20 protein-coding genes and 1 pseudogene are annotated in these 20,941 nt (G+C 64.9%); 10 read left to right on the forward strand and 11 right to left on the reverse strand.

Annotated features, from left to right (window positions below):
* Window positions 1–23 precede the first annotated feature (23 nt).
* Together FAZ69_RS02300 and FAZ69_RS02305 are read left to right on the forward strand one after the other, a co-directional pair.
* Complete coding sequence (locus FAZ69_RS02300; RefSeq protein WP_136892308.1) at window positions 24–1,673, forward strand: methyl-accepting chemotaxis protein; 1,650 nt, start codon at window positions 24–26, stop codon at window positions 1,671–1,673.
* Window positions 1,674–1,949: 276 nt separating this feature from the next.
* Complete coding sequence (locus FAZ69_RS02305; protein ID WP_136892309.1) at window positions 1,950–2,747, forward strand: peptidoglycan DD-metalloendopeptidase family protein; 798 nt, start codon at window positions 1,950–1,952, stop codon at window positions 2,745–2,747.
* A 277-nt stretch (window positions 2,748–3,024) separates the two neighbouring features.
* Here the strand turns inward: FAZ69_RS02305 and mdcH are convergent, their stop codons facing one another.
* The 8 genes from mdcH to FAZ69_RS02345 are packed head-to-tail and all read right to left on the reverse strand — an operon-like array spanning window position 3,025 to window position 10,047.
* A complete protein-coding gene (mdcH, locus tag FAZ69_RS02310; protein WP_136892310.1) occupies window positions 3,025–3,951 on the reverse strand; it encodes a malonate decarboxylase subunit epsilon in 927 nt (308 codons plus the stop codon).
* Window positions 3,951–4,664: a malonate decarboxylase holo-ACP synthase gene (locus FAZ69_RS02315; RefSeq protein WP_136892311.1), complete on the reverse strand. Its 714-nt coding sequence runs from the start codon at window positions 4,662–4,664 to the stop codon at window positions 3,951–3,953. The genes mdcH and FAZ69_RS02315 overlap by 1 nt, the downstream gene beginning before the upstream one ends.
* Window positions 4,664–5,476 carry a biotin-independent malonate decarboxylase subunit gamma gene (gene mdcE, locus FAZ69_RS02320; protein ID WP_136892312.1) on the reverse strand — a complete coding sequence of 271 codons (813 nt, stop codon included), beginning with the start codon at window positions 5,474–5,476 and terminating at the stop codon, window positions 4,664–4,666. Before mdcE ends, FAZ69_RS02315 begins: the two co-directional genes overlap by 1 nt.
* Complete coding sequence (locus tag FAZ69_RS02325; protein ID WP_136892313.1) at window positions 5,473–6,345, reverse strand: biotin-independent malonate decarboxylase subunit beta; 873 nt, start codon at window positions 6,343–6,345, stop codon at window positions 5,473–5,475. The genes mdcE and FAZ69_RS02325 overlap by 4 nt, the downstream gene beginning before the upstream one ends.
* Window positions 6,342–6,647, reverse strand: coding sequence for a malonate decarboxylase subunit delta (locus FAZ69_RS02330; RefSeq protein ID WP_136892314.1), 306 nt, complete (start codon window positions 6,645–6,647; stop codon window positions 6,342–6,344). Before FAZ69_RS02330 ends, FAZ69_RS02325 begins: the two co-directional genes overlap by 4 nt.
* A complete protein-coding gene (locus FAZ69_RS02335; RefSeq protein ID WP_136892315.1) occupies window positions 6,635–7,570 on the reverse strand; it encodes a triphosphoribosyl-dephospho-CoA synthase in 936 nt (311 codons plus the stop codon). Before FAZ69_RS02335 ends, FAZ69_RS02330 begins: the two co-directional genes overlap by 13 nt.
* A 4-nt stretch (window positions 7,571–7,574) precedes the next feature.
* Complete coding sequence (mdcA, locus tag FAZ69_RS02340; protein ID WP_136892316.1) at window positions 7,575–9,257, reverse strand: malonate decarboxylase subunit alpha; 1,683 nt, start codon at window positions 9,255–9,257, stop codon at window positions 7,575–7,577.
* Window positions 9,258–9,264: 7 nt separating this feature from the next.
* Window positions 9,265–10,047 carry a GntR family transcriptional regulator gene (locus tag FAZ69_RS02345; RefSeq protein WP_136892317.1) on the reverse strand — a complete coding sequence of 261 codons (783 nt, stop codon included), beginning with the start codon at window positions 10,045–10,047 and terminating at the stop codon, window positions 9,265–9,267.
* A 157-nt stretch (window positions 10,048–10,204) separates the two neighbouring features.
* On the opposite strand from FAZ69_RS02345, the gene FAZ69_RS02350 reads away from it, so the two are divergent.
* From FAZ69_RS02350 to FAZ69_RS02365, 4 genes and pseudogenes are all read left to right on the forward strand, one after another.
* Window positions 10,205–11,587 (forward strand): MFS transporter, encoded by a 1,383-nt coding sequence (locus tag FAZ69_RS02350; RefSeq protein ID WP_136892318.1) that lies wholly within the window; start codon window positions 10,205–10,207, stop codon window positions 11,585–11,587.
* Between the two features lie 126 nt (window positions 11,588–11,713).
* Window positions 11,714–12,064: a hypothetical protein gene (locus tag FAZ69_RS02355; protein WP_136892319.1), complete on the forward strand. Its 351-nt coding sequence runs from the start codon at window positions 11,714–11,716 to the stop codon at window positions 12,062–12,064.
* 109 nt (window positions 12,065–12,173) lie between these two features.
* Window positions 12,174–13,014, forward strand: a pseudogene (motA, locus tag FAZ69_RS02360) (flagellar motor stator protein MotA).
* Between the two features lie 16 nt (window positions 13,015–13,030).
* Window positions 13,031–13,948, forward strand: coding sequence for a flagellar motor protein MotB (locus FAZ69_RS02365; protein WP_136892320.1), 918 nt, complete (start codon window positions 13,031–13,033; stop codon window positions 13,946–13,948).
* Window positions 13,949–13,953: 5 nt separating this feature from the next.
* Here FAZ69_RS02365 and FAZ69_RS02370 read toward each other — a convergent pair whose 3' ends face one another.
* Both FAZ69_RS02370 and FAZ69_RS02375 read right to left on the reverse strand, forming a co-directional pair.
* Window positions 13,954–15,351 carry an SH3 domain-containing protein gene (locus FAZ69_RS02370; RefSeq protein ID WP_439654737.1) on the reverse strand — a complete coding sequence of 466 codons (1,398 nt, stop codon included), beginning with the start codon at window positions 15,349–15,351 and terminating at the stop codon, window positions 13,954–13,956.
* 288 nt (window positions 15,352–15,639) lie between these two features.
* The gene (locus FAZ69_RS02375) at window positions 15,640–16,590 is read right to left on the reverse strand and encodes an ATP adenylyltransferase family protein (RefSeq protein WP_136892322.1); all 951 of its coding nucleotides are present in this window, start codon (window positions 16,588–16,590) and stop codon (window positions 15,640–15,642) included.
* 384 nt (window positions 16,591–16,974) lie between these two features.
* Here FAZ69_RS02375 and FAZ69_RS02380 point away from each other — a divergent pair, with 384 nt between their 5' ends.
* The 4 genes from FAZ69_RS02380 to FAZ69_RS02395 all read left to right on the forward strand — a co-directional run bounded on the left by FAZ69_RS02380 (window position 16,975) and on the right by FAZ69_RS02395 (window position 20,641).
* A complete protein-coding gene (locus FAZ69_RS02380; protein WP_136892323.1) occupies window positions 16,975–17,400 on the forward strand; it encodes an organic hydroperoxide resistance protein in 426 nt (141 codons plus the stop codon).
* A gap of 185 nt (window positions 17,401–17,585) precedes the next feature.
* Window positions 17,586–18,620, forward strand: coding sequence for an alpha/beta hydrolase (locus FAZ69_RS02385; RefSeq protein ID WP_136892324.1), 1,035 nt, complete (start codon window positions 17,586–17,588; stop codon window positions 18,618–18,620).
* Between the two features lie 219 nt (window positions 18,621–18,839).
* On the forward strand, window positions 18,840–19,301 hold the full coding sequence (locus tag FAZ69_RS02390; RefSeq protein ID WP_136892325.1) for an Lrp/AsnC family transcriptional regulator: 462 nt from the start codon (window positions 18,840–18,842) through the stop codon (window positions 19,299–19,301).
* Window positions 19,302–19,519: 218 nt separating this feature from the next.
* On the forward strand, window positions 19,520–20,641 hold the full coding sequence (locus tag FAZ69_RS02395) for a hypothetical protein (protein WP_206171165.1): 1,122 nt from the start codon (window positions 19,520–19,522) through the stop codon (window positions 20,639–20,641).
* On the opposite strand, the gene FAZ69_RS02400 is transcribed toward FAZ69_RS02395, so the two are convergent.
* Window positions 20,608–20,892 carry a hypothetical protein gene (locus FAZ69_RS02400; protein ID WP_136892326.1) on the reverse strand — a complete coding sequence of 95 codons (285 nt, stop codon included), beginning with the start codon at window positions 20,890–20,892 and terminating at the stop codon, window positions 20,608–20,610. The two genes, FAZ69_RS02395 and FAZ69_RS02400, sit on opposite strands and share 34 nt — an antisense overlap.
* Between the last annotated feature and the right edge of the window lie 49 nt (window positions 20,893–20,941).

Raw genomic sequence — 20,941 nt, forward strand, 5'->3', positions numbered from 1 at the left:
CTCCACCGCACTGGAGAAAACTGATGTTGAAGAACCTTACGATCCGCGCATGGCTGACGCTGATGGTCGTGTGCTTTGCCGTGGTGCTCGTTGCCGGGGCGGCCGCCGGATTGCTGTCGATGCGCGCGGACAACGAGTCGCTGCAGCAGGTGTTCACGGTCGATACGCCCTCCATCGCGGACATCGACGGCAGCGCCGGCCAGTTGCTGCGCTTGCGCCTCGCGCTGGCGACCTACGCGTCGCTGACCGAGCTGAACGACCAGGACGCCGCGGCTGCCGTGCTCAAGCGTGCCGACGACTATCAGCGCGCTTCGGACGAACGCCTCGCTCACTACCTGAGCCAGGCGAGCAGCGATCCGCAGGAGCAGCAGCTCATCAAGGACTTGCAGGACACGCGCAACGCGTTCCTGCATGACGGCGTCGATCCCGCGCTTGCCGCGCTGAAATCCGGCGACAAGGCGGCTTTCCTGCAATCGCAGGGCAAGCAGCTGCCGGCGCTTTACGACGCTTATGACAAGGCGACCGCCGCGCTCGAAAAGCTGCAGCTCGACCGTGGCGGGCGGCGCTATCAGGACGCACAGCAGCGCTTTCAGATCGTGAGTGTCGTGGTCGCGGTCGGCATGCTGTTGTCGTTGCTGTGCGGGTGGTTCGCACGTGTCACGCTCGTACGGGCGATCGTGCACCCGGTCGACGCGTCGATCGCGCAGTTCGAGCGCATCGCGCACGGCGACCTGACGGGGCGCGTCGAAGTCGAGAGCGACAACGAAATGGGGCGCCTTGCCGCCGCGCTGCAGAAGATGCAGGCATCGCTCGTCGCGACGGTCGGCACCGTGCGCAGCAGCGCGGATTCGATCGATACGGGTGTGAGCGAGATCGCGGCCGGCAATACGGATCTCTCGCAGCGTACCGAAGAGCAGGCTGCGTCGCTCGAGCAGACGGCCGCGAGCATCGAAGAGCTCACCTCGACCGTCAAGCAAACCGCGCAGAACGCCCAGGAGGCGAGCTCGCTCGCGCGGGGCGCGTCCGGTCTCGCGACACAGGGCGGCGAGCTCACGCAGGAGGTGGTCGGCACGATGCAGGAGATCGTCGGCAACTCGCGCAAGATCTCCGACATCGTCGGCGTGATCGAGGGCATCGCGTTCCAGACCAACATTCTTGCGCTCAATGCGGCCGTCGAAGCGGCGCGGGCTGGCGAGCAGGGACGCGGCTTCGCCGTGGTGGCGAGCGAGGTGCGCTCGCTCGCGCAGCGCAGCGCCAGCGCAGCCAAGGAGATCAAGACCGTGATCGGCGAATCGTCGGCGCGCGTGGAAGCGGGGGCCGAGCTCGTCGAGCGCTCGGGCGCGACGATGAACGAGATCGTGTCGGCGATCACGCGCGTGAGCGCGATCATGAACGAGATCGCATCGGCGGCCCACGAGCAAAGCACCGGGATCGATCAAGTCAACATCGCTGTCGCCCAGATGGACGAAGTCACGCAACAGAACGCCGCGCTCGTCGAGCAGGCTGCGGCGGCGGCCGGCGCGCTCGAGGAGCAGGCGCGCAGGTTGACGACGGCAGTGGCGGTGTTTCGCATCTCGGGAGACACCGCGCTGGAGCGTGTGTTCGCGAGCCGCGTGGAGGAGCGCACACGCGTTGTGGAGCGGCAGGTTGAAGAGGCAAGCGAGCCGGCCTGAGCGGCGTTTTCACGGCGGTCTATGCCGTTGCATTTGTTAATGATCGATTGCAGTCCGTTACATGTCGGCGGACTCAATTTTGAGATGTTGCCCTTACAATGCACCATCACATTTTGATGCACAACGTATGCGGTATTTTGTATTGGGTATACATCATGCCGTTGGATCGCGAGTAACAAAGGGGCGTCTCGCTCGCATGCGGGTTTGCAGGCCATCGAGGCGCCGCGCGGGTGTCCTGGACGCGACGCCCTTGGAAAAATGGAGTTCAAGTCGAAGATGAGTCGACGTCATTTCGACAGAAGCATGGCGCTCATGGCGAGCGCCGCGATCGCCGCCTTCATGGCGGGCTGTGCAACGGTCGCGCCGCCTGTATCGAGCGATACCGTGGCCGGCGCGGTGCCCGCATCTGCGGTACAGGCAGCTCAGGCAGGGCAAGGCGCGAGCGCCGGGAGTGCGGATACTTCATCCGCACCGGCAAGCGATGAAGCAGTGCAGGTGCAGTGGACCCGCTATGTCGTCAAGCGCGGCGATACGCTCGCAAGCATTGCGAGGAGCCAGGGCTGCACGGTGAAGAACTTGATCGCGTGGAATCACTTGAAGCGCAAGACGCATCTGGTGAAAGGGGAATCGCTGCGCATCGCATCGCGCAGCGGCGGGAACGGCGGTGCCGTTACCGCCCAGACGCTCGATCGGCACACCGGGCGCGTCGTGCTCGCCTGGCCCGCCGACGGCTCCGTCATCGAGCCGTTCGAGCCAGGACACAACCGGGGCATCCAAATTGGCGGCAACGAGGGCGACCCGGTGCGTGCCGCCGCCGACGGGCGCGTGATGTATGCAGGCACGGGGCTGAACGGCTACGGCAGCCTGATCATCGTGCAGCACAACGCCGATTTCCTGACGGCGTATTCGCATAGCCGCAAGCTGCTGGTGAAGACGGGCGACGTCGTCAAGCAAGGCGAGGAGATCGCTGAGATGGGCAAGGTCGACAGTCCGCGCGTCGCGGTGCTGTTCGAGGTGCGCCGCGACGGCAAGCCGGTCGATCCGATGCCGTATCTGCCGAGCGGGCACGGTTGAGCGCGTGAGCGAACACGATCGGGGGGAGCGGGATGCATGAGTTTCAAGCCATCGTCGAATGGCTTGGCTGAATGGCTTGACCCACGGATCCCGCAAAGTCTCACCTTCGTATGTGGCCGGACTGCTGGGAATGCGCTGGGTTGTTAGTACTTCTACGGCCGATCAAGGCCGATCGTCGCGCCATTACCCCCTAAAGACGATCGATTGCGCGCCAAAACGCGCATTAGTTGTATCTACATGCACCGATCTCAATGGTGAGCCTATTCGGGAGCAGCGTTCAACCCAGCCGTCTTCGAATCGTTTCCGCCAGCTTGTCGTGGGCGATCGTGCTTGCCGAGATCGCGCGGACGTCCGGATAAGCGTCGGCTGCGATGTCGGTCAGCACTTGTCCCGGAGGCGCCTGGACAAGCAGGGTTGCGCCCATTTCGATCATCACCGAGAGCGCGTCGAACCAGCGCACCGTATGGCGCATATTGGTGGCGAGGTCGTCGCGGACCGCGTCCGCCGAATGCAACGGACGAGCGCTTCGATTGCCGATATAGGTGCTGCGTGGCGCACGGAATGGAACGTTCGCGCTGTAGGCGAGCAGTTCGTCGGAGGCGTGCGCGAGCAGTTCGCAATGCGACGGCACACTGACATCGAGCCGCGTCGCCTTGCGCGCGCCGGCCGCGAGCGCGCGCTCGTTGAAGGCGGCGAGCGCGGCATCGGAACCCGCCACGACGATTTGCCTCGGCGCATTCACGTTGGCGATGTAGATGCGTCCAGCGGCATCGTTTTCCGTCCCGCGCGCCAGCGCTTCGATCTCGTGTTCCGTCAGGCCTGAAATGGCGGACAAACCGTATCCGCCCGGATAGGCGCTCTCCATCAGCTCGGCGCGCTTTTTTGCCATGTGCAGCGCGTCGGCGAACGCCAACGCTTCACAGCCGACGGCGGCCGCATAGGCGCCGATCGACAAGCCGGCGCACATCTCCGGGCCGAGTCCTTCCGCTGCGAGCTGGCGCGTCATCGCGACACCTGCGATCACCAGCGATAGCTGCACCGCGACGGTCGAGCGCAGCGCATCGGCGGAATCGAGCGTCAGCACGTCGAGGCCTAGCACCTGCGAGGCCTCGTCAAGCGTGTCTCGGACCGCGGCGTTCGGTGGCAACCGATGCAGAAAGCCGGCGCTTTGCGCGCCTTGACCCGGATAGAGATAGGCAAGCATTACGCGGACTCCCGCATGTGAGTTTCTGCTGCTGGCCAAGGGTCTGCGACGAGCCGCGGACCTTGCGCACCCCGCACCATCACGCGCGCTTTGTCCGATGCGAGCTCGGCGAGCGCGACGCCGCCGGCCGGCGTTTCCAGCTGCGCGTCGAGCCGGGTTCCGGCACGCTCGGCATACGCGGTCAATTCGCCGAGCAGGGCGCGTGCGGCCTCGCGCGAGAGCGGCGCCGGGGTTCTGATCAGCAGATCGAGATCGCTGATTGGAGTCGTGGTCGGCAGCCCGGTCGCGAGTTCGAAGCCCGCGCTCCCGGTAGGCCCCCAACTGAATTCGGCAAGGCAGGATGTGTCGCGCAAGGCATGCAAAATATTGAATACCGGATACCGTGCACGGTCGACCGCAGGTTGTATACCAACCAAAGACTCTGGTGCAATGACGGCTTCGATGTCGGCGGTTTCGGCCCAGGCGCCATAGCGCTCGTTTCGCGCGCCGCCGCGCAAGCCCACCGCGACGTATCCGGCTGCCGATTCGGCTCTGCGCACGACGGCGAATGGCGCACGCGCAAACGCGCTGCGTACCCACTCCGGCTCGCCGGGCAGCACCGCCAGCCGCCGCAACTTCAGCAGATCGTGCGCGCGCCACCGCGAATCGAGCGCGACCTGCTTATCCGGTGCCCAAGGCGGCAGTGCGCAAGCACGCGTCGCTTCAGGCTTCATCAGGCATCCCATTGCTCGGCCAGACGCCGCCGCACTTCGATCGAGGCAGCGCGCGTCGTCTTCGCCGTTGCCGATTCGAGCCTGTGCGACAGATTGCGCGGGCCGCTCCTTGCACTCCGCACGGTTTCACTCAGCACCGCCCGCACGCGTTCGGTCTGCGTATCGGTCGGCGCATCGGCATCGACGCCGTCGATCAAGGTGTCGAGCAGCCCTAGCTTGGCGAATGCCGCGAGCGAATAGGACATCGGCGTGATCGTTTCGCCGAGTGCATCGAGGGCTTCGACGGTGCGGCGCGTCACACGCGCCGCCGCTTCCTTGCCCATTGCATGCACGGCGATGCCGGGCGCGTCGAGCGCGACGATCCGGTTGGCCTGATAGCCGTGCGCGAGAAACGCGCCCGACATGGCCGGCCCGACGATCAACGCGACCACCGGATGCCCCGCGGCGCGCGCGGCCGCATAGGCGTCCACGGCCGCCGCGCAGGCGAGATGAATGCCGAGCATTTCTTCGCGGTACCCATAGGCCTGGCTTTTCACATCGACGATGGCGACGATCGGGCGGCGCGTTCCTGTGCGGGCGTCTTCTTCGATCGTGTCGCGCACGATGCGTGCAAGCCGCCAGCCCTGCTCGAGGCCGACGACGTTGTCGACCGCGCGCGGGAAGCGATTGCCGGGATCGGGCACGACAGCAATGAAGCGCGCCGTCTCGGCGCCGAGCGCCGCATCGCCCGACCACACCGGCGCGCCGGTGCGCGATTCGCCCGCGAGGGCGCGGAACCAGCATTGTCCGCGGGTCATCGTGTTCTCGCTCATGCTTGCTCCTTTGCATGAAACACCGCGCGCATCGATTCGGGCGCGACGTTCGCCGGATCGATCTGCGCGAGCCTCGCCAGATACCTATCGACGGCTTCGCTGCGATGCTGCGCCGGCACGCCGCGCGCGAACGCTTCCCGCACGGCGGAGCGGATCGCGTTCGTATCGTCATCCGCGAGCATGTCGACCAGACCGGTCGCCGCGCGCTGCTCGCCGCCGATCAACTGCCATACATAGCGCCGGTCGCTCGCATCGAGCTCGTCGATGCCGGCTTCCTGCTCGATCACTTCGGGTCCGTTCATCCCGAGCCGGCCCTGCCTGGTCGCGACGAGATACGAGCACAGCGCGGCAGCCAGCGACATCCCGCCGAAACAGCCGACCATCCCCGCAATCACGCCGACGACCGGCACATGACGGCGCAGCGCGACGATCGCCGCCTGGATCTCGGCGATGACCGCGAGGCCGAGGTTGGCTTCCTGCAAGCGCACGCCGCCGGTCTCGAACACGATGACCGGACGCACGGGCTTGCCGCGCTCGCAATCGCGCAACGCGAGCTCCAGCGCTGCCGCGATCTTGCTGCCCGACACTTCGCCGATGCTGCCGCCCTGGAACGCCGATTCGATCGCGGCGACCACGGCCGGCTCGCCGTCGATCGTGCCGCGCGCGATCACGGCGCCGTCGTCGGCCTGGCAGACGATGCCTTGCAGCGGCAGCCACGGCGATTCGAGCCTGTCGAACGGCCCGAGCAGCTCGCGGAACGTGCCTGCATCGAGCAGCGTGCGCGCGCGTTCGCGCGCCGGCAGTTCGATGAAGCTGTCGCGGATGATCGACGCGGCGTGTACGGTGCCAACGGTGTCGCGCCCGCTCATTGCACGGCTCCTTGCTCCGAAGCTTCGACCGCTTCGGCGAGCCGCAGCGCGACGACGCCCGGCGTCGCGCCGAAGTCGTTGATCTCGATCGACGCCGCGCCGTCGTAACGTGTGAAAAAGCGATCGAGCACGTGCTTCCAGATGTGCCCGTAGCCGTCCACGCTCGTGCGCACGACGACGTGCGCCGTCATCGCCGCGCTCGGCGACAGCAGCACCTCGAGGTCGCCCGAGCCGACCACGCCCACGTGTGCGCGGGCGGTCGCGGGGCGTCGTGCCGGGTAGTCGAACGTCAGATGTTCCATGTCGTGGGGCTCCCGCCAGTCCGGTGCGGGACCAGCTTGTCGATGAAAAGGGTCGCGGCGAGCAGGTCGGCTGCGCCGCCGGGGGATGCGTTCAGCGAGAGCAGGGTGCGCTCGAGCGTATCTAGCGCGTCGCGTCCACTTGGGGTGGAACTGCCGCCCGCGCCGAGCACGCGCCGTGCGCCGCGCTTGGCGGCGGTGAGCGCGGGCTGGCCGGCGCGATGGAGGAGGCAGGTGTCGTCGAGCATCGTCATGATCGCGAGCAGCGTGTCGACGCGGGCTGCGTTCTCGTCGATGCCGCGTTGCCGTGCCGCATGAAGCGCGGGTAGGCCAACGCCTATCACATGAGGAAAGCCTTCTTGGGCTTCGCGGCGCGCACCGCCGACGCCATAGCGCTCGCGTACGCGTGAACCGTTGCTGTCGATATGGGTTGCGAGGCGGTCGGGGAAGCAGGCGATTTGCGCACCGAGATCGCAAATGCGTGGAGCGCTCATGCGATGAAGGTCGCCACAGATGGTTGCGCCTGCAACCAATAGCCCGACGATCCAGATTGCGCCGCGATGCGCGTTGCTGCCGCCCGTCGCACGCATCATGGCGGTTTCGCCTGTTCGGCCGATTCGAGCCAGTTCGGTGCGCAGTGCCGCCGACGGTTCGCGGTTGCGCGACGCCTGCGCGAGCGCCGCGAAAGTAGGCTCGAGCGCGCGCGCGGAACGTGTCATCACTGCGAGATCGAGATCGTGATGGGCGCCGCTGCCGCGCCGGTCGACGAGCGCCGGCTTCGGCGTCAGGTGCGCTTCTTCGAGCAGCGCCTCGACGGCGAGGCGCGCAAGTTGCGCATCGGTTGGAATCTGCGCAGCCGCCTGCATGGAGGCGGCTGCGCAGCAGCGATCGCTGCTGCATTCCGCAAGAACTGAAGTCGCAAGCATCGGCTTACCAGCTCCTGAAACGTGCCGGTGGCGCATAGAGCCCGCCGGACCACGTCACGAGGTCGTCGATGCTGCGCGCGGCGAGCAACGACCGCTTCGCGTCGCCACGCCGGATGCCGAGGTCTTCCGGATAGGCGACGATCCCGCGCCGCCGCAACGCGGCCGTTTGCTCAGGCTTCGCGCGCAAGCCGATCGGCGTGACGCCGGCCACCGCGGCGAGCGCCGCGCGCCGTTCGTCAATGCCTTCGGCCTTGTGCAAATGCGCGATCCCCTCTTCGGTGACGACGTGGCTCACATCGTCGCCGTAGATCATCACCGGTGCGATCGGCATCCCGCTCTTGGCGCCGACGGCGATCGCGTCGAGCTCGTCGACGAAGGTCGCCTCGCCGCCTTTCTTGTACGTTTCCGCGAGCTGCACGACGAGCTTGTGTCCGCGCGCGATCGGCCCGTCCTGCTTCAACAGCTTGAGCCACGCCTCGCTCGAATGACGACGGCCGCGCGGATCGTGTCCCATGTTCGGTGCGCCGCCGAAGCCGGCGAGACGTCCGCGCGTGACCGTCGACGAATTCGCATCGGCGTCGATTTGCAGCGTCGAGCCAATGAACAGATCGACGCCGTATTGTCCAGCCAACTGGCACAGCACGCGGTTCGAGCGCAGGCTGCCGTCGCGGCCCGTGAAGAAGATGTCGGGGCGCGCCGCGATATACGCCTCCATCCCCACTTCGCTGCCGAAGCAATGCACGCTGTCGACCCAGCCCGATTCGATCGCGGGTATCAGCGTGGGATGCGGATTGAGCGTCCAGTTGCGGCAGATCTTGCCTTTGAGGCCGAGCGATTCGCCGTAAGTGGGCAGCAGCAACTCGATCGCGGCGGTGTCGAAGCCGATGCCGTGATTGAGCGACGTGATCCCATACGCTTCGTAGATGCCGCGGATCACCATCATCGCGGTCAGCACCTGCAGGTCGCCGATATGGCGCGGATCGCGCGTGAACAAAGGCTCGACCGCAAACGGACGATCGGCCTCGACGACGATGTCGACCCACGAGCCCGGGATATCGACGCGCGGCAGCTCGTCCACGATTTCGTTGACTTGCACGATGACGATGCCGTGCCTGAACGCAGCAGCTTCTGCGATGGTGGGGGTGTCCTCGGTGTTGGGGCCTGTGTACAGGTTGCCGTGGCGATCGGCTTTCTCGGCGCAGAGCAGCGCGACTTGCGGCGTCAGGTCGACAAACATCCGAGCGTACAGCTCGACATATGTATAGATCGCGCCGATTTCGAGCTGCCCGTCTTCGAGCAGCTGTGCGACCCGCAAGCTTTGCGGGCCGGCAAACGAGAAGTCGACCTTGTGTGCGATGCCTTGCTCGAAGAGCGTCAGATGCTCAGGGCGGCTGATGCTGGAAATCAGCAAATGAATGTCGTGGACTTTCTCGGGATCGACCTTGGCGAGCGAGCGCGACAGGAAGTCGGCCTGCTTTTGATTGTCGCCCTCGAGCGCCACGCGGTCGCCGGGACGGATCAGCGCTTCGAGCGCTTGCACGATGTGCTCGCGCGGCAGCACGCGCGCGTCGAGCCAGGGCGCTATCGCAGCAAGGCGGCGCGCTTTCTCGTCGCGCAGCGTGGTCCATGAGCGCGCGGCGGGGGAGGCGGATGAGGCGCCGGCCGGCATGAAAGCTGGATGATTCATCGGTGGATCAGCTCCCGGAAGTGTCGCGCTGGCGTTTCACACGCGGCTTGCGCGTTTGGGACGAAGCGCCGGCTGTGCCGGCATGTTCGCAAAGGAATCGATAAAGCAGCTCGCCCGTGTCGAGCAGGTGCTGCGTGACGAGCGTTTGCGCCGTGACGACGTCGCCTTGGCGCACGGCCTTGAGCAGTGCCACATGCTCGCGGTCGGATTCGCCCTTGTACGACGGCAGGCCAAACTTGAGGCGCAGATAGCGTTCGCCGCGCCGATGCAGCGTGCCGATCATTTCGAAGAGCTGCGGCCGCGCAGCGGGCTCGTAAAGGCTCAAATGAAAAGCCTCGTTGCGCGTGACGTAAAGCGACGGATCGGTTTCGGCCGACGCCGCCTTGCAGAGCGCTTGCGCGTGCTTCAACGAGGCCGGCGTGTGCGCGGGAATCGCGAGGCCGATCGCTAGGCTTTCGAGCGCGGCGCGAATCTCATAGATTTCGCGCGCTTCCTCGGCCGAAAGCGGCGCGACGGTCGCGCCCTTGTGCATCTCGACCTTCGCCCAGCCTTCGCTTTCGAGCTGACGCAAGGCCTCCCGCACCGGAATCGCGCTGACGGAGAAATGCCGCGCGATGGCGTCTTGGCGTAGAGGCGCGCCGGGCGCGAGAGTGCCGTCGACGATTGCCGTGCGCAGCGCGTTCGCGATCATCCGCGGCGTGCTGGCGCGCTCCGCGACGGAAATCGCGGCAGGCAGCGCACTTGTGCCGGACGGACTGTCTAGGGGAAAACGATTCGTTGCGTCGCTCATGATGGTGAATATTATATATAAAATACGAACCCGCAATCGGGACAAACACGAAACGAAGCCCGGGTCTGGCGCGTATCGGACGCGAGCACGCGGCGAGAGCTGCGTGCTCGCGAATTCATTAGGGACAGACGTTCAACCGTATCACCGGAGGAGCAAGATGAGTTCAACGACGGAACGCGCGAGTGTCGCGCGACATCGCACGCCGCTCAATCGTTCGCAGATAGCGGGATTCTGGGGCGCGTGGACAGGCTGGACGCTCGACGGAATGGATTCGTTCATCTACGCGCTCGTGCTCACGCCGGCGCTGACCGAGCTGCTGCCGCGTTCCGGATATGCCGCGACGCCTGCCAACGTCGGGCTTGCCGGATCGATCTTGTTCGCGCTGTTCCTGGTCGGCTGGGGCCTGTCGTTCATCTGGGGGCCGATTGCCGACCGCTTCGGGCGCACCAAGGTGCTGGCCGCCACGATCTTCACGTTCGCCATCTTCACCGGGCTCTCGGCCACGGCGCAAAACGTCTGGGAACTCGCGCTCTTTCGCTTCATCGCAGGCGTGGGGATCGGCGGAGAATGGGCGCTCGCGGGGACTTACGTGGCGGAGTCATGGCCCGAGGATCGGCGCAAGATGGGCGCGGGCTATTTGCAGACCGGCTACTATGCGGGCTTCTTTCTGGCGGCCGCGTTGAACTACACGATCGGCGTGCATTTCGGCTGGCGCGCGATGTTCCTGACAGGCGCGGTGCCGGTCTTCGTCGCCATTCTTATCCTGACCCGCGTGAAGGAAACGGAGAAATGGCAGAAGGCCGAAGCGCGCGCGGTCCATGTCAGTGCGCGCCGGGCCGCCCCAAGCGCACTGACTGCCCCCACGGGGGGCAGCGAACGCAGTGAGCGCAGGGGGCTGTCCTATTTCAAGCCGTTGCGCGAGATCTTCGGCTCGCACTATCGGCGGCGGACGTGGGTGGCCTGCGCGCTGTTGACGATTGCGATCGTGGGCTTGTGGGCGGGCGCGGTCTACGAACCGTCGGCCGTGATTCAGCTGGCGCAGAAGTCGGGCATGGACAAGGCCGGTGCAATCAAAACCGCGTCGCTTGCGACGGGCCTCTTGTCGATCGGCACGATACTGGGCTGTCTGGCGTTGCCGCCGCTTGCGGAGCGCGTCGGCCGCAGGAAGACGCTTGCGATCTACTTTGCGGGGATGGCCGTGTCGATTGCCGGGAGCTTCGGCTGGGCGTTCTATCTGCCCGACGGGCTCGCGCCGTTCATCGCGTGGTTGTTCGTGCTCGGTTTCTTCGGCGGCAATTTCGCGCTCTTCAGCCTTTGGCTGCCCGAGCAGTTCGAGACGCGCGTGCGCGCAACTGCGTTTGCGTTCTGCACGTCATTCGGCCGTTTTGTCGGCGCGGCTGTGAACTTCGCGCTCGGCGCGGCAGTGCTGCATATGCATACGCTTGGCCTGCCGGTGGCGCTGACGGCGATTGCTTTCGTGATCGGACTCTTCATCATTCCGCTCGCGCCTGAAACACGAGGGGAGGTGCTGCCTCAATAGAGTATCGGAATGAGGCCGCCCGCGTGGCGGCTTCGATTGGGTCTGTTGATTGCGGGTGGCGCCGGTGGAGCCTTGCTGTTCCAAAACTTTAACGGGTTTCGAGATGACCACAACGAAGAGGCCAAGGTGGTCAAGCACGCGAAGCCGTTCGACTACATCGAGTTGAACAAGATCATGGTTTCCGTGCCGTTGACTGTCGCATCGGACGGTTCCGCGTCGTCGATCTATCGCGTCTGTTCGCTGGATATGGCGTTCGAGGTCAACGCGAAGGACAAGGACAAGTTCAAGAACATCACGCCGCTGGTGCGCAGCATTGCCGTCCAGGCGCTGTCGGTGCATACGTACGACAAGATCCGCAATGTTCCGCTCGACGAATTGCAAAACGACGTCAGCACGAGAATGTTGAGCATCGCGGACAGCTGGCATATCGATCGTCCGTTCAACGCGGCAATCATCACTCAGCTGTTGTGCGAGTGACAGGCAGGCGGGTCCCGTCAGGCATCGAGTCGAGGCGTTTCCGGGAAGTGGCGCTGATCGATCGAATATAGAGGGGTGTGAAATGCAGATATTGTTAGGTTAACTATTTATTGTTGGTTGCGTGTTAGGGGGATTCCTCCTGCACGGCGGATCGCTGCACGCGATCTGGCAGCCGACCGAGATTCTGATTATCGTGGGCGCGGCGCTCGGCGCTCGGCGCGCTGGTGATGGGCAGCGCAAAGCATGTGCTGATGGACATGCTGGCGCAAATCAAGAAGGTCGTCGCGCGCGGCAAGAACGATGGAGAGTTTCAGCGCCAGTTGCTGTTGCTGTTGTACGAGCTGCTCGAGATGGTGCGCGACGGCGGCTTGAAGGCGCTCGACCAGCACGTCGAAAGCCCGGAGGAAAGCGAAGTCTTCAAGAAGTATCCGATGATCCTCGGCGAGCGCAAGCTTACGGCGTTCCTCGTCGACAACTTCCGCCTGATGGCAATGGGCCGCATCACCTCGCACGAGCTCGAGGGCATGCTCGACCAGGAGATCGAAGCGATCGAAGGTGAATTCCTGCAGCCATCGAAGTCGCTCGGCAAGATCGCTGAAGCGATGCCCGGCTTCGGGATTCTGGCGGCCGTGCTCGGCATCGTGACGACGATGGGCAGCATCGGCGGCTCGGTGGCGGAGGTCGGCGTGCAGGTGGCCGGCGCAATGGTCGGGACGTTCATGGGCATTCTCTTTTGCTATGGCTTTCTCGATACGCTGGCGGGGGCGATAGTGCAGCGCGTGAAGTCGGAGATGTCGGCGTTCGAGTGCGTGAAGGTGGTGCTGTGCGCGCAGGTTGCCGGCAAGCCGACGCTGCTTGCCGTGGATGCGGGCCGCAAGCTGATCCAGCTCGAGGTGAAGCCGAGCTTCGCGACGCTCGAGTCGTGGATCACGAAGCTGAGAACCAACTGATTGCAGTAGGGGCGAAATGAAGAAGGACGACGCACATCACAGTCCCGCGATCATCAAGCGCGGCTCCAAGCATCACGACGAGCATCACGGCGGCGCTTGGAAGGTGGCGTTTGCGGACTTCATGCTCGCGCTGATGGTGCTCTTCATGGTGTTGTGGGTGATGAGCGCGTCGACGCAGGAGGAGCGGATGAAGATCGCGGCCCAGGTGAGCGGCAGCCCGGTTATCGACGGAGGCGCCGGCATCTTCGAGCAGAACAGCAAGACGCCGCAGATAGCGCCGTACGCGCCGCACGCGGCTGAAGGAAGCAAGGATCGTGATAAGGGCGGCGACGATGTATCGCCCTACGCTTCATCTTCGGCAGATTCGCTGGCGCAGCAGCAGGCGCTCGCCGCCGCGATTCAGGCGCAGGCAAAAGCGCTTGGCCTCGACAAGAACCTCGAGACGATCATGACGCAAGACGGGTTGCGCATCATCGTGCACGACTCGGACGACCACGGCATGTTCGTGCGCAGCAGCGACGTGCTCGAGCCGCAGGTCGCGACGCTCTTTCTCAGCCTGGTTCCCGTGTTGACGCAGGTGAAGAACAAGGTCGTGATCGCCGGTCATACCGACTCGGCGCAATACACGGATTCGAGCGTGTTCAACAACAACTGGAACCTATCCAGCCGGCGCGCGCTGCGCGTGCGTCAGACGCTGGAGGATGGCGGCCTTGACGACCGGCAGGTGCTGGAGGTGATCGGGATGGCCGACAAGGTGCCGGCCAGGGGTAGCGATGCAACCGGCGAGCACGATCGCCGCGTCGAGCTGATGATCCTGACGACCAAGGCCGAGCAGGACTGGATGCGCTTCTTCCGCATGGAGGGCATGAGCGCGAAGATCGTGGGCAGCGGCGCCGCGGTGCGCCTGGCAAGCGGCGCAGCGGCGACCAACTAGGCGCATCAGCTTGCGGGATTGTCCTCGTCGGGTTCGGGCGGGGTGCCGTTCTCTGGCGCATCGAGGATGCTGACCCGAAAAATGGATGTGCCCGCAAGCGATTGCAGCGCGGGGTCTTCGGGCATCTGCTCGAGCAACGGCAGGATCACCGAGCCGCCGATCACCGCACGCCGGCTGTTGTCGGCGGGGCGCATTCCCCAGATGTCCTGGTAGACCACGGGCACCGTCTGCGTGCCGCGCGTGGTGTTCCCGAGATACAGCATGACGTGGCCGCCGATGTAGATCAGCGTGCGCATCGGCTTGCCGTTCTTCACCAGATAGTCGAGGCGCACGGCGGGGCTCGACGATGACAGGTCGACCATCTGCCCCGCGCTCATCTGCGTCGACGAATGGCGCGGTAGCCACACGCCGAACGCGGCGAAGATGCTTTGCAATTCCGAGGAGCAGTCGTTGTAGAGGCCCGTATTGCCCCAGCCGTACGGACGTCCGATCAACGCCTTGATGAGCGTCGCGAGATGGCGCGGCGTGGCGGCGAACGGCATCGGCACGATTTGCGTGTCGCTAAGCTGCGCGGTCTGAATCACGGTGCGGCCGTCCAGGTCGCGCGCGGGCACGAGCACGACGCGCATGCCGGGCCGCGCGCCGAGCCGCAGCGACGAAAGCGGCAACAGCGTGCCCGCGGGCGCGTCGAAGCGGAACGTGCCGCCGGCGTCGGTGACGCTCGCCGATGCGGCGATGACCGCACCGAGCCCCCCGCGTTGGGCGTTGCTTCGCCACGCCGCGATGAACGTGTTGTCGGCGAGGCTCACGTTGTCACTGCGCACCCAGCCCTGGACTTCGGGCGTCTGCACGTAATCCCAGCCGCCGTCGACGCTGCGCCCCAGCACGTAAAGCGGCGTGCCGGGGCGGATCGCCGAGATCTGCAGATTGTCGAACGGGTAGCCTTCGCCCGCGAAATGACGCGAGTAGAAAAACGGGTCCATCGTCGGCAGCTCGCGCACGAGCAGGTTGCCCGTGGCGATCGCACGGCGCGCCGGTGTGTAGGCCGTGTTGCGTTCGAACTGGCCGACGTCCAGGTTCCGCGCGATGTCATCGATCCACGCTTTCGTGTACGGACGGAAGTTCCGGCCGTAGCCGATCTCGTGGTCGGCCTTGCCGGTGTTGTCGTAGCGGGCGATGCGGCTGCGTTGCAGGCTTGCGATATCGCTGCCCTGGTTCTTGTACACGCGCCCGGTGACGAACGCGGGGTTCCAGGGCGACGGGCTGTTCGCGTCTGTGCCGAATTCGCGCGCGAAGAGCGCTGCGAAATGGGCCTGCTGATCGCTTGCGCTGAGAAACGGCTGGTCGTAGCCGGGGCTCGCGGGGGGGATCCAATGATCGACGTCTTGATCGTACGCGGCCATCGGAAACAGTCCGATTCGGTCGATCTCGGCGGCAGGGCCCGAGGATACCGGCGCTGTCGTGCTGCACGCGGCCAGCGCGGCGCAGAGTATCGCGGCCGGAATGCGCAATCGAAGCCTTGCGGCCCGGTGCGAGCGCGACGGCGCACGGACAGCGGCACTGCATGAAGACGGGGAAGCGGGAACGGCAAAAGGCATGATGCTCGCAGGATGGGCACGAAGGCCATGATGATACGGGGAGTTGCGGCGCCTGCGGGGCCGAATTGCAATGGATTCGACGCAGTGACGGCCTTAGCGCGTTTCGTCTGCCGGCATGGCGACGCGGCGAAGCACGTTCATCGGTCCGAGCCGCTCGACAACCTGCATCTGGGACGCATCGCGCACGAAGAGCGACCCCGCGAAACCCAAGGCATTGACCTCGACGGACTCGACGCTTTGCGCCGACCGAGGCACCAGCAACATCCAATGCGAGGTGATCAGCAAGTTATAGGGCGCCGGCCGTGAGGGCGCCGGCCGTGGCGTTTCGCCGTGCGCGTCGCTCGCCGAATTCGGGCGTGGCCCCGTGACCGCTTCCAGCAGGGCGCGATAGTGATCGGCAGCGGCGTGAGCTGCCTCGGGCGAGTCGCCGGCGGCAGGATCGAGCGCTGCGAACGCGTGGCGAAACGGCAAGCCCGGCAGCGTGCCGATCGCGCCTCGCCATTGCGCCGCCGCGACGAGCGGCTCGATCGGCAGCCGCAAGCCCGCGGCGCCAAGCGGTAGCGGCACGATCTGCAAGTGTTTGTGCGGCTGGCTCGCGCCGGCCTCCGTGCAGCTGTTGTAGAAGCCCAGTCCGTCGAATTCGGCAAGGCACGCCAGCCACGCGGCAAAGTCGGCAGCGTCGAGCGGCGTGTCCTGCGGGATGAACGAGCGCGTGACGATCAGCAGGTGATGGTCGATCACGTTGAACTTGTTGAGCAACGCGAAGTGTGTCTCCGAGATGTCGGCGACGAACAGGTTCGGGTCGTGCGGAAGAAACGGATTGACCGGGACGCTTGCCACGGTGCGCGCCGCGGGCGCCGTCTTCGCCGCGTTCTTGCGGGCGAGGCTCGAGACCTGGCGGACGATGAAGCGGACCCCGGCGTCGTCGATGGTCCGTTCGTCGGACGCGATCGGCTGCAGCGCTCCGCAATGCAGGGCATGCGAGGTTTGTTTCTCGATGGCCGGCCCCAGGGTGCCGGGTTGCAGCAGGCGAGTGGAGTTCATGTTCGAGAAGCGTGCGTTGCGGCTCGAAAGGCTGGAGCGTCGTGAGCGCGGCGGGCAGTTGCCGCTCCGGGCTTCCTGAAGGCATTTTACGCACGGCTCGCTGTTGTCTCTAAAAAACGCTTGACAGTCTATCTATGAGTAGATAAAGTTCGACGCATGGAACCGAATGACGTGCAGGTTCGGCAAAGATGGAAAGCGAACTGTCGCGGTGGTTTCGCTGTAGCAATGCGAGTGGGGCGGGTAACGCCCTTTTGTTTGATTTCACTGTCTACCTTTGGGTAGATAGGCTGAAGCTGGTATGCAAAAGCCGGTACACAAAATACCGGCGGTTTTTTTAAATTCTATACCTATCTAGTAGTAGATAACCTTAACAGGAGCCTCATCATGTCGATCGAAAAAGTTCTCTACCGCGCTCACGCCACCGCCACTGGAGGCCGCGACGGCCGCGCGGTCGTGCCCGAAGGCAAGCTGGACTTCAAGCTCACCACGCCGCGCGAGCTCGGCGGTGCGGGTGGCGATGGCGCCAACCCCGAGCAGCTGTTCGCCGCGGGCTACAGCGCATGTTTCCTCGGTGCGATGAAGTTCGTCGCGATGCGCGACAAGATCGCTATCCCCGCGGACATCTCGATCGACGGCAGCGTGGGCATCGGCGCGATTCCGAGCGGCTTCGGCATCGAAGTCGAGCTGAAGATCTCGCTGCCGGGCATGGATCGCGCGGCGGCGCAGGTGCTCGTCGACAAGGCGCACATCGTGTGCCCGTACTCGAACGCGACGCGCGGCAACATCGACGTCACGCTGACGCTCGTTTGACGTTCTTTCTTCCACATCGATCATCGATTCGAACCCGCTGCGGGCGTGGAGCAAGGCCCTGCATGGGACCGGAGCAGGCGCTCAAGCGCCAACTTCGGTCGACACGCTGAAGCGCTAACTCCACGCAACCACAGCATGGGATCAGAGTAGTGCTCTGCCTAACTCTGATCGACAGGAGTCTAGTCATGAAGAGCTTCAAGCCTTTGCTGTTGGCGACGCTGTTTGCTGCCGCGCCGACGCTCGCGGCCGCAGCGGGCGCCGCCGTGCCGCTCGCCCCGGACCACGTCACGTCCAGCTTCCTGAGCGTGCTCAATAGCGCCAAGGGGCCGGCGCTCGAAACGCTGCCGCCTGCGAAGGCGCGCCAGGTTCTGGTCAACGCGCAAAACGGCGTCAAGGTGGATCTGTCCGGCATCGAGGTGTCGAACAAGACCATCGAGCAGGACGGCATCAGCGTGCCGCTGACCATCGTGCGCCCGCAAGGCGTGACGGGCACGCCGCCGGTGTTCATGTTCTTCCACGGCGGCGGCTGGGTGCTGGGCGACTTCCAGACGCACGAGCGGCTGGTGCGCGACCTCGTCGTGCAGTCGGGCGCGGTGGCGGTGTTCGTGAACTACACGCCGTCGCCCGAGGCGCACTACCCGGTGGCGATCAATCAGGCCTACGCGGCGACCAAGTGGGTCGCGGCGCACGGCAGCGAGATCGGTGTGGACGGGCAGCGTCTCGCGGTGGTCGGCAACAGCGTCGGCGGCAACATGGCGGCGGTCGTGAGCCTGATGGCGAAGGACAAGCAAGGGCCGCGCATTCGTTTCCAGGGCCTGATGTGGCCGGTGACGGATCACGACTTCGACAACGGCTCGTATATCACGTACCAGAAGGATCGTTTCCTGACACGCTCGATGATGAAGTGGTTCTGGGACTCGTACACGACGGACCCGAAGCAGCGCAACGAGATCTACGCCTCGCCGCTGCGCGCCTCGGCCGAGCAGTTGAAGGGGCTGCCGCCCGCGCTGATCCAGGTGGCGCAGTTCGACGTGCTGCGCGACGAAGGCGAGACCTACGGACGCAAGCTCGATGCGGCCGGCGACGAAGTCACGACGACCCGTTACAACGGCACGATCCACGACTTCGGCTTGCTCAACGCACTGGCCGACGATGCGCCGGCCAAAGCCGCGCTCAAGCAATTGGCGAACGAGCTGAAGACGCGTCTCGCGCAGGATTGAGCACGACGTACCTGCAGTAAGGGGCGCCCGGCCGGGCGGTTGCGCGAAGTTGCGCGGCAGTCCGGTGCGAGGCGCCCCGCTTGCGTTCGACGCACGTGCCGATCTGATTCCGGCACCGTCTTCTCGCCAAACCATGAGCATTTCCGGCTAATTCCAGCTGTCGAGACTCGCGCGTTGGAGGAATACACTATGATTCTGCGCGTTCTTGGAGATCGACTCATGAAGCTTGATAAAACGGATCGCGCGATCCTGATGAAGATCCAGTCCGACGGCCGGGCCACCAACGCGAGTTTGGCCGAGGCTGTCGGCTTGAGCGAGACGCCCTGCGCGCGGCGCTTGAAGCGGCTCGAATCCGAGGGCTACATCGAAGGCTATCAGGCGGTGCTGTCGCGCTCGGCATTGCAGATCGGCGTCGTGGCGTTTGCGCACGTGCGCTTCGGCGTGCACGAGAGAAAGCTGTCGGATCAGTTCGAGCGCGAAATCCAGGCGATTCCGCGCATCGTCTCGTGCCACAACATTTCCGGCAGCGCCGACTATCTGCTGCAAGTGGTGGCAAAAGATCTCGAAGACTATGGCGTGTTCATGCGCGACGTCTTGCGCGCGCTGCCTGGCGTCACCGCGGTCGAATCGGTGCTCTCGCTGCGCGAAGTGAAGCGCAGCAGCGGCTTGCCGCTGCTTTGAGCGCACGCTGCAGCCTCTTGCTTTGCAAATGAAACGCACCGCGGCGAGCGGTTGGGAACGCTGCTTGCGCAGTTCCTCGCGCAAACGGGTCCGCGATACGTCCCTGCCATTCAGCTTGCGCCGATGGCTACATGCAACGGCATTGTGGCGAATACATACGTGCGGTCCCTCATACCATTGACTCAGCTTGGAGCCGGTTCGTGGGGCAACGCATGCACATGCAGGGTTCATTTGTCGCTGATATTCGCCGCGTCGTTTCGAACATGACGATGCGGCGCCGTTCGCAGGACAACGCCGATCGATACTCGTCGACGGCGCACGCGATCTATCCGTGCTCGCTCGTGTATCTGGATCCGGCCGGCGCGTCGAGTCCGAACAGCCGCAGCAAGAGCCCGCTTGGCTATGTCTGGCAGGCGCTGAGCCTGAACAAATCGCTGCTGCGCGCCGGCATGCCCCGGCTCAATGTCTATACGAACGCCGCCGATCGCGTTACCGCGCTGTTGTCGAGCGTGCCGGCGAACATGCGTCCCGAAGTGCACTCGCTCGCCGAGACAGGCATCGACCTGCCGAAGAGCACGCCGTTCTACGCCGCGCATTTCAAGCTCGATTTGCTGAGCCAGGTCAGCGAACGGCTGCCCGAAGACGTGCTGGCGCTTTTGCTCGATACGGACATCGTCGCGCTGCGCCCGCTCGACGCCGACGTGGTCAGGCGCAGCGCGCGGCTTGGCGTAGGCGCGTTCGACATTTCGGACCAGGTCTTTCCCGCGTACGGCAGTGCGCGCGTGATCGAGGATCTGGAGATCGTCGCGGGAAGGCGCCTGAACAATCCGCGCTGGTACGGCGGCGAATTTCTATTGGCGACGCCCGCGTTTCTCAGAAGGCTCGTGGTGCGCGGGAGGCAATACTTCGATCGCTACGCGACCGAGATGTCGCGCTTGAATCATCTAGGCGACGAGGCGTTCATGTCGGCCGCGCTCAACGTGCTGGCCGACGAAGGGCAGCCGATCCTGGACCTCGGGGCGTATCAGACGGTGGGGCGTCATTGGCCCGGCAACACGCATCGCAATCTCTACTGGTACAAGCACTGCGCGTTCGTCCATCTTCCGGGCAACAAGCAGCTCATCGAACGCGAAGCGCGATTTGCCGAGTTCGATCCAGCGCGTTTCTGGCGTGCCGTTTCGCTCGCGCACAAGGTTGGCTTGCTCCGCTGCCTGGTGAAGTCGCTGTTGCCGCGCATGCCTCGGCAAAGCGCGCGCGAGGCGTTGAGCCGGGCAGGGCGGCAGGGCGGCGACGAGCCTCGAAAGCCTCAGGAGCCCTCGGGATCGCCGAAGAGGCTGTGAATGTTCTGGGTGTCTTCCGACAGGTTGTATTCGGCCCGCGCCGCGTCGAGCACTTCGGCGATGACGCGCTCGTAGCCGATCGCGTTGCCGAAGTGCTTCATCGTCCAATTGCAGCCGGTTTTGTCCGGGTCTTGTTTTTGCGGGCGAGGCACGCGGATCTTTACGCCGTCTTCGACGACCTCGTGAATGCGATGGATGCGCCGGCTCACTTCGTCCTGCAGCCGGGATGCGTTGAGCGTCTTGCGGATCACGGCTATCTCCTGCGCTTGGCGTAAGGACGGAAATCGTAGCATGGCGGGG

The organism is Trinickia terrae (assembly GCF_005144415.1).
Lineage (GTDB): Bacteria > Pseudomonadota > Gammaproteobacteria > Burkholderiales > Burkholderiaceae > Trinickia_A > Trinickia_A terrae.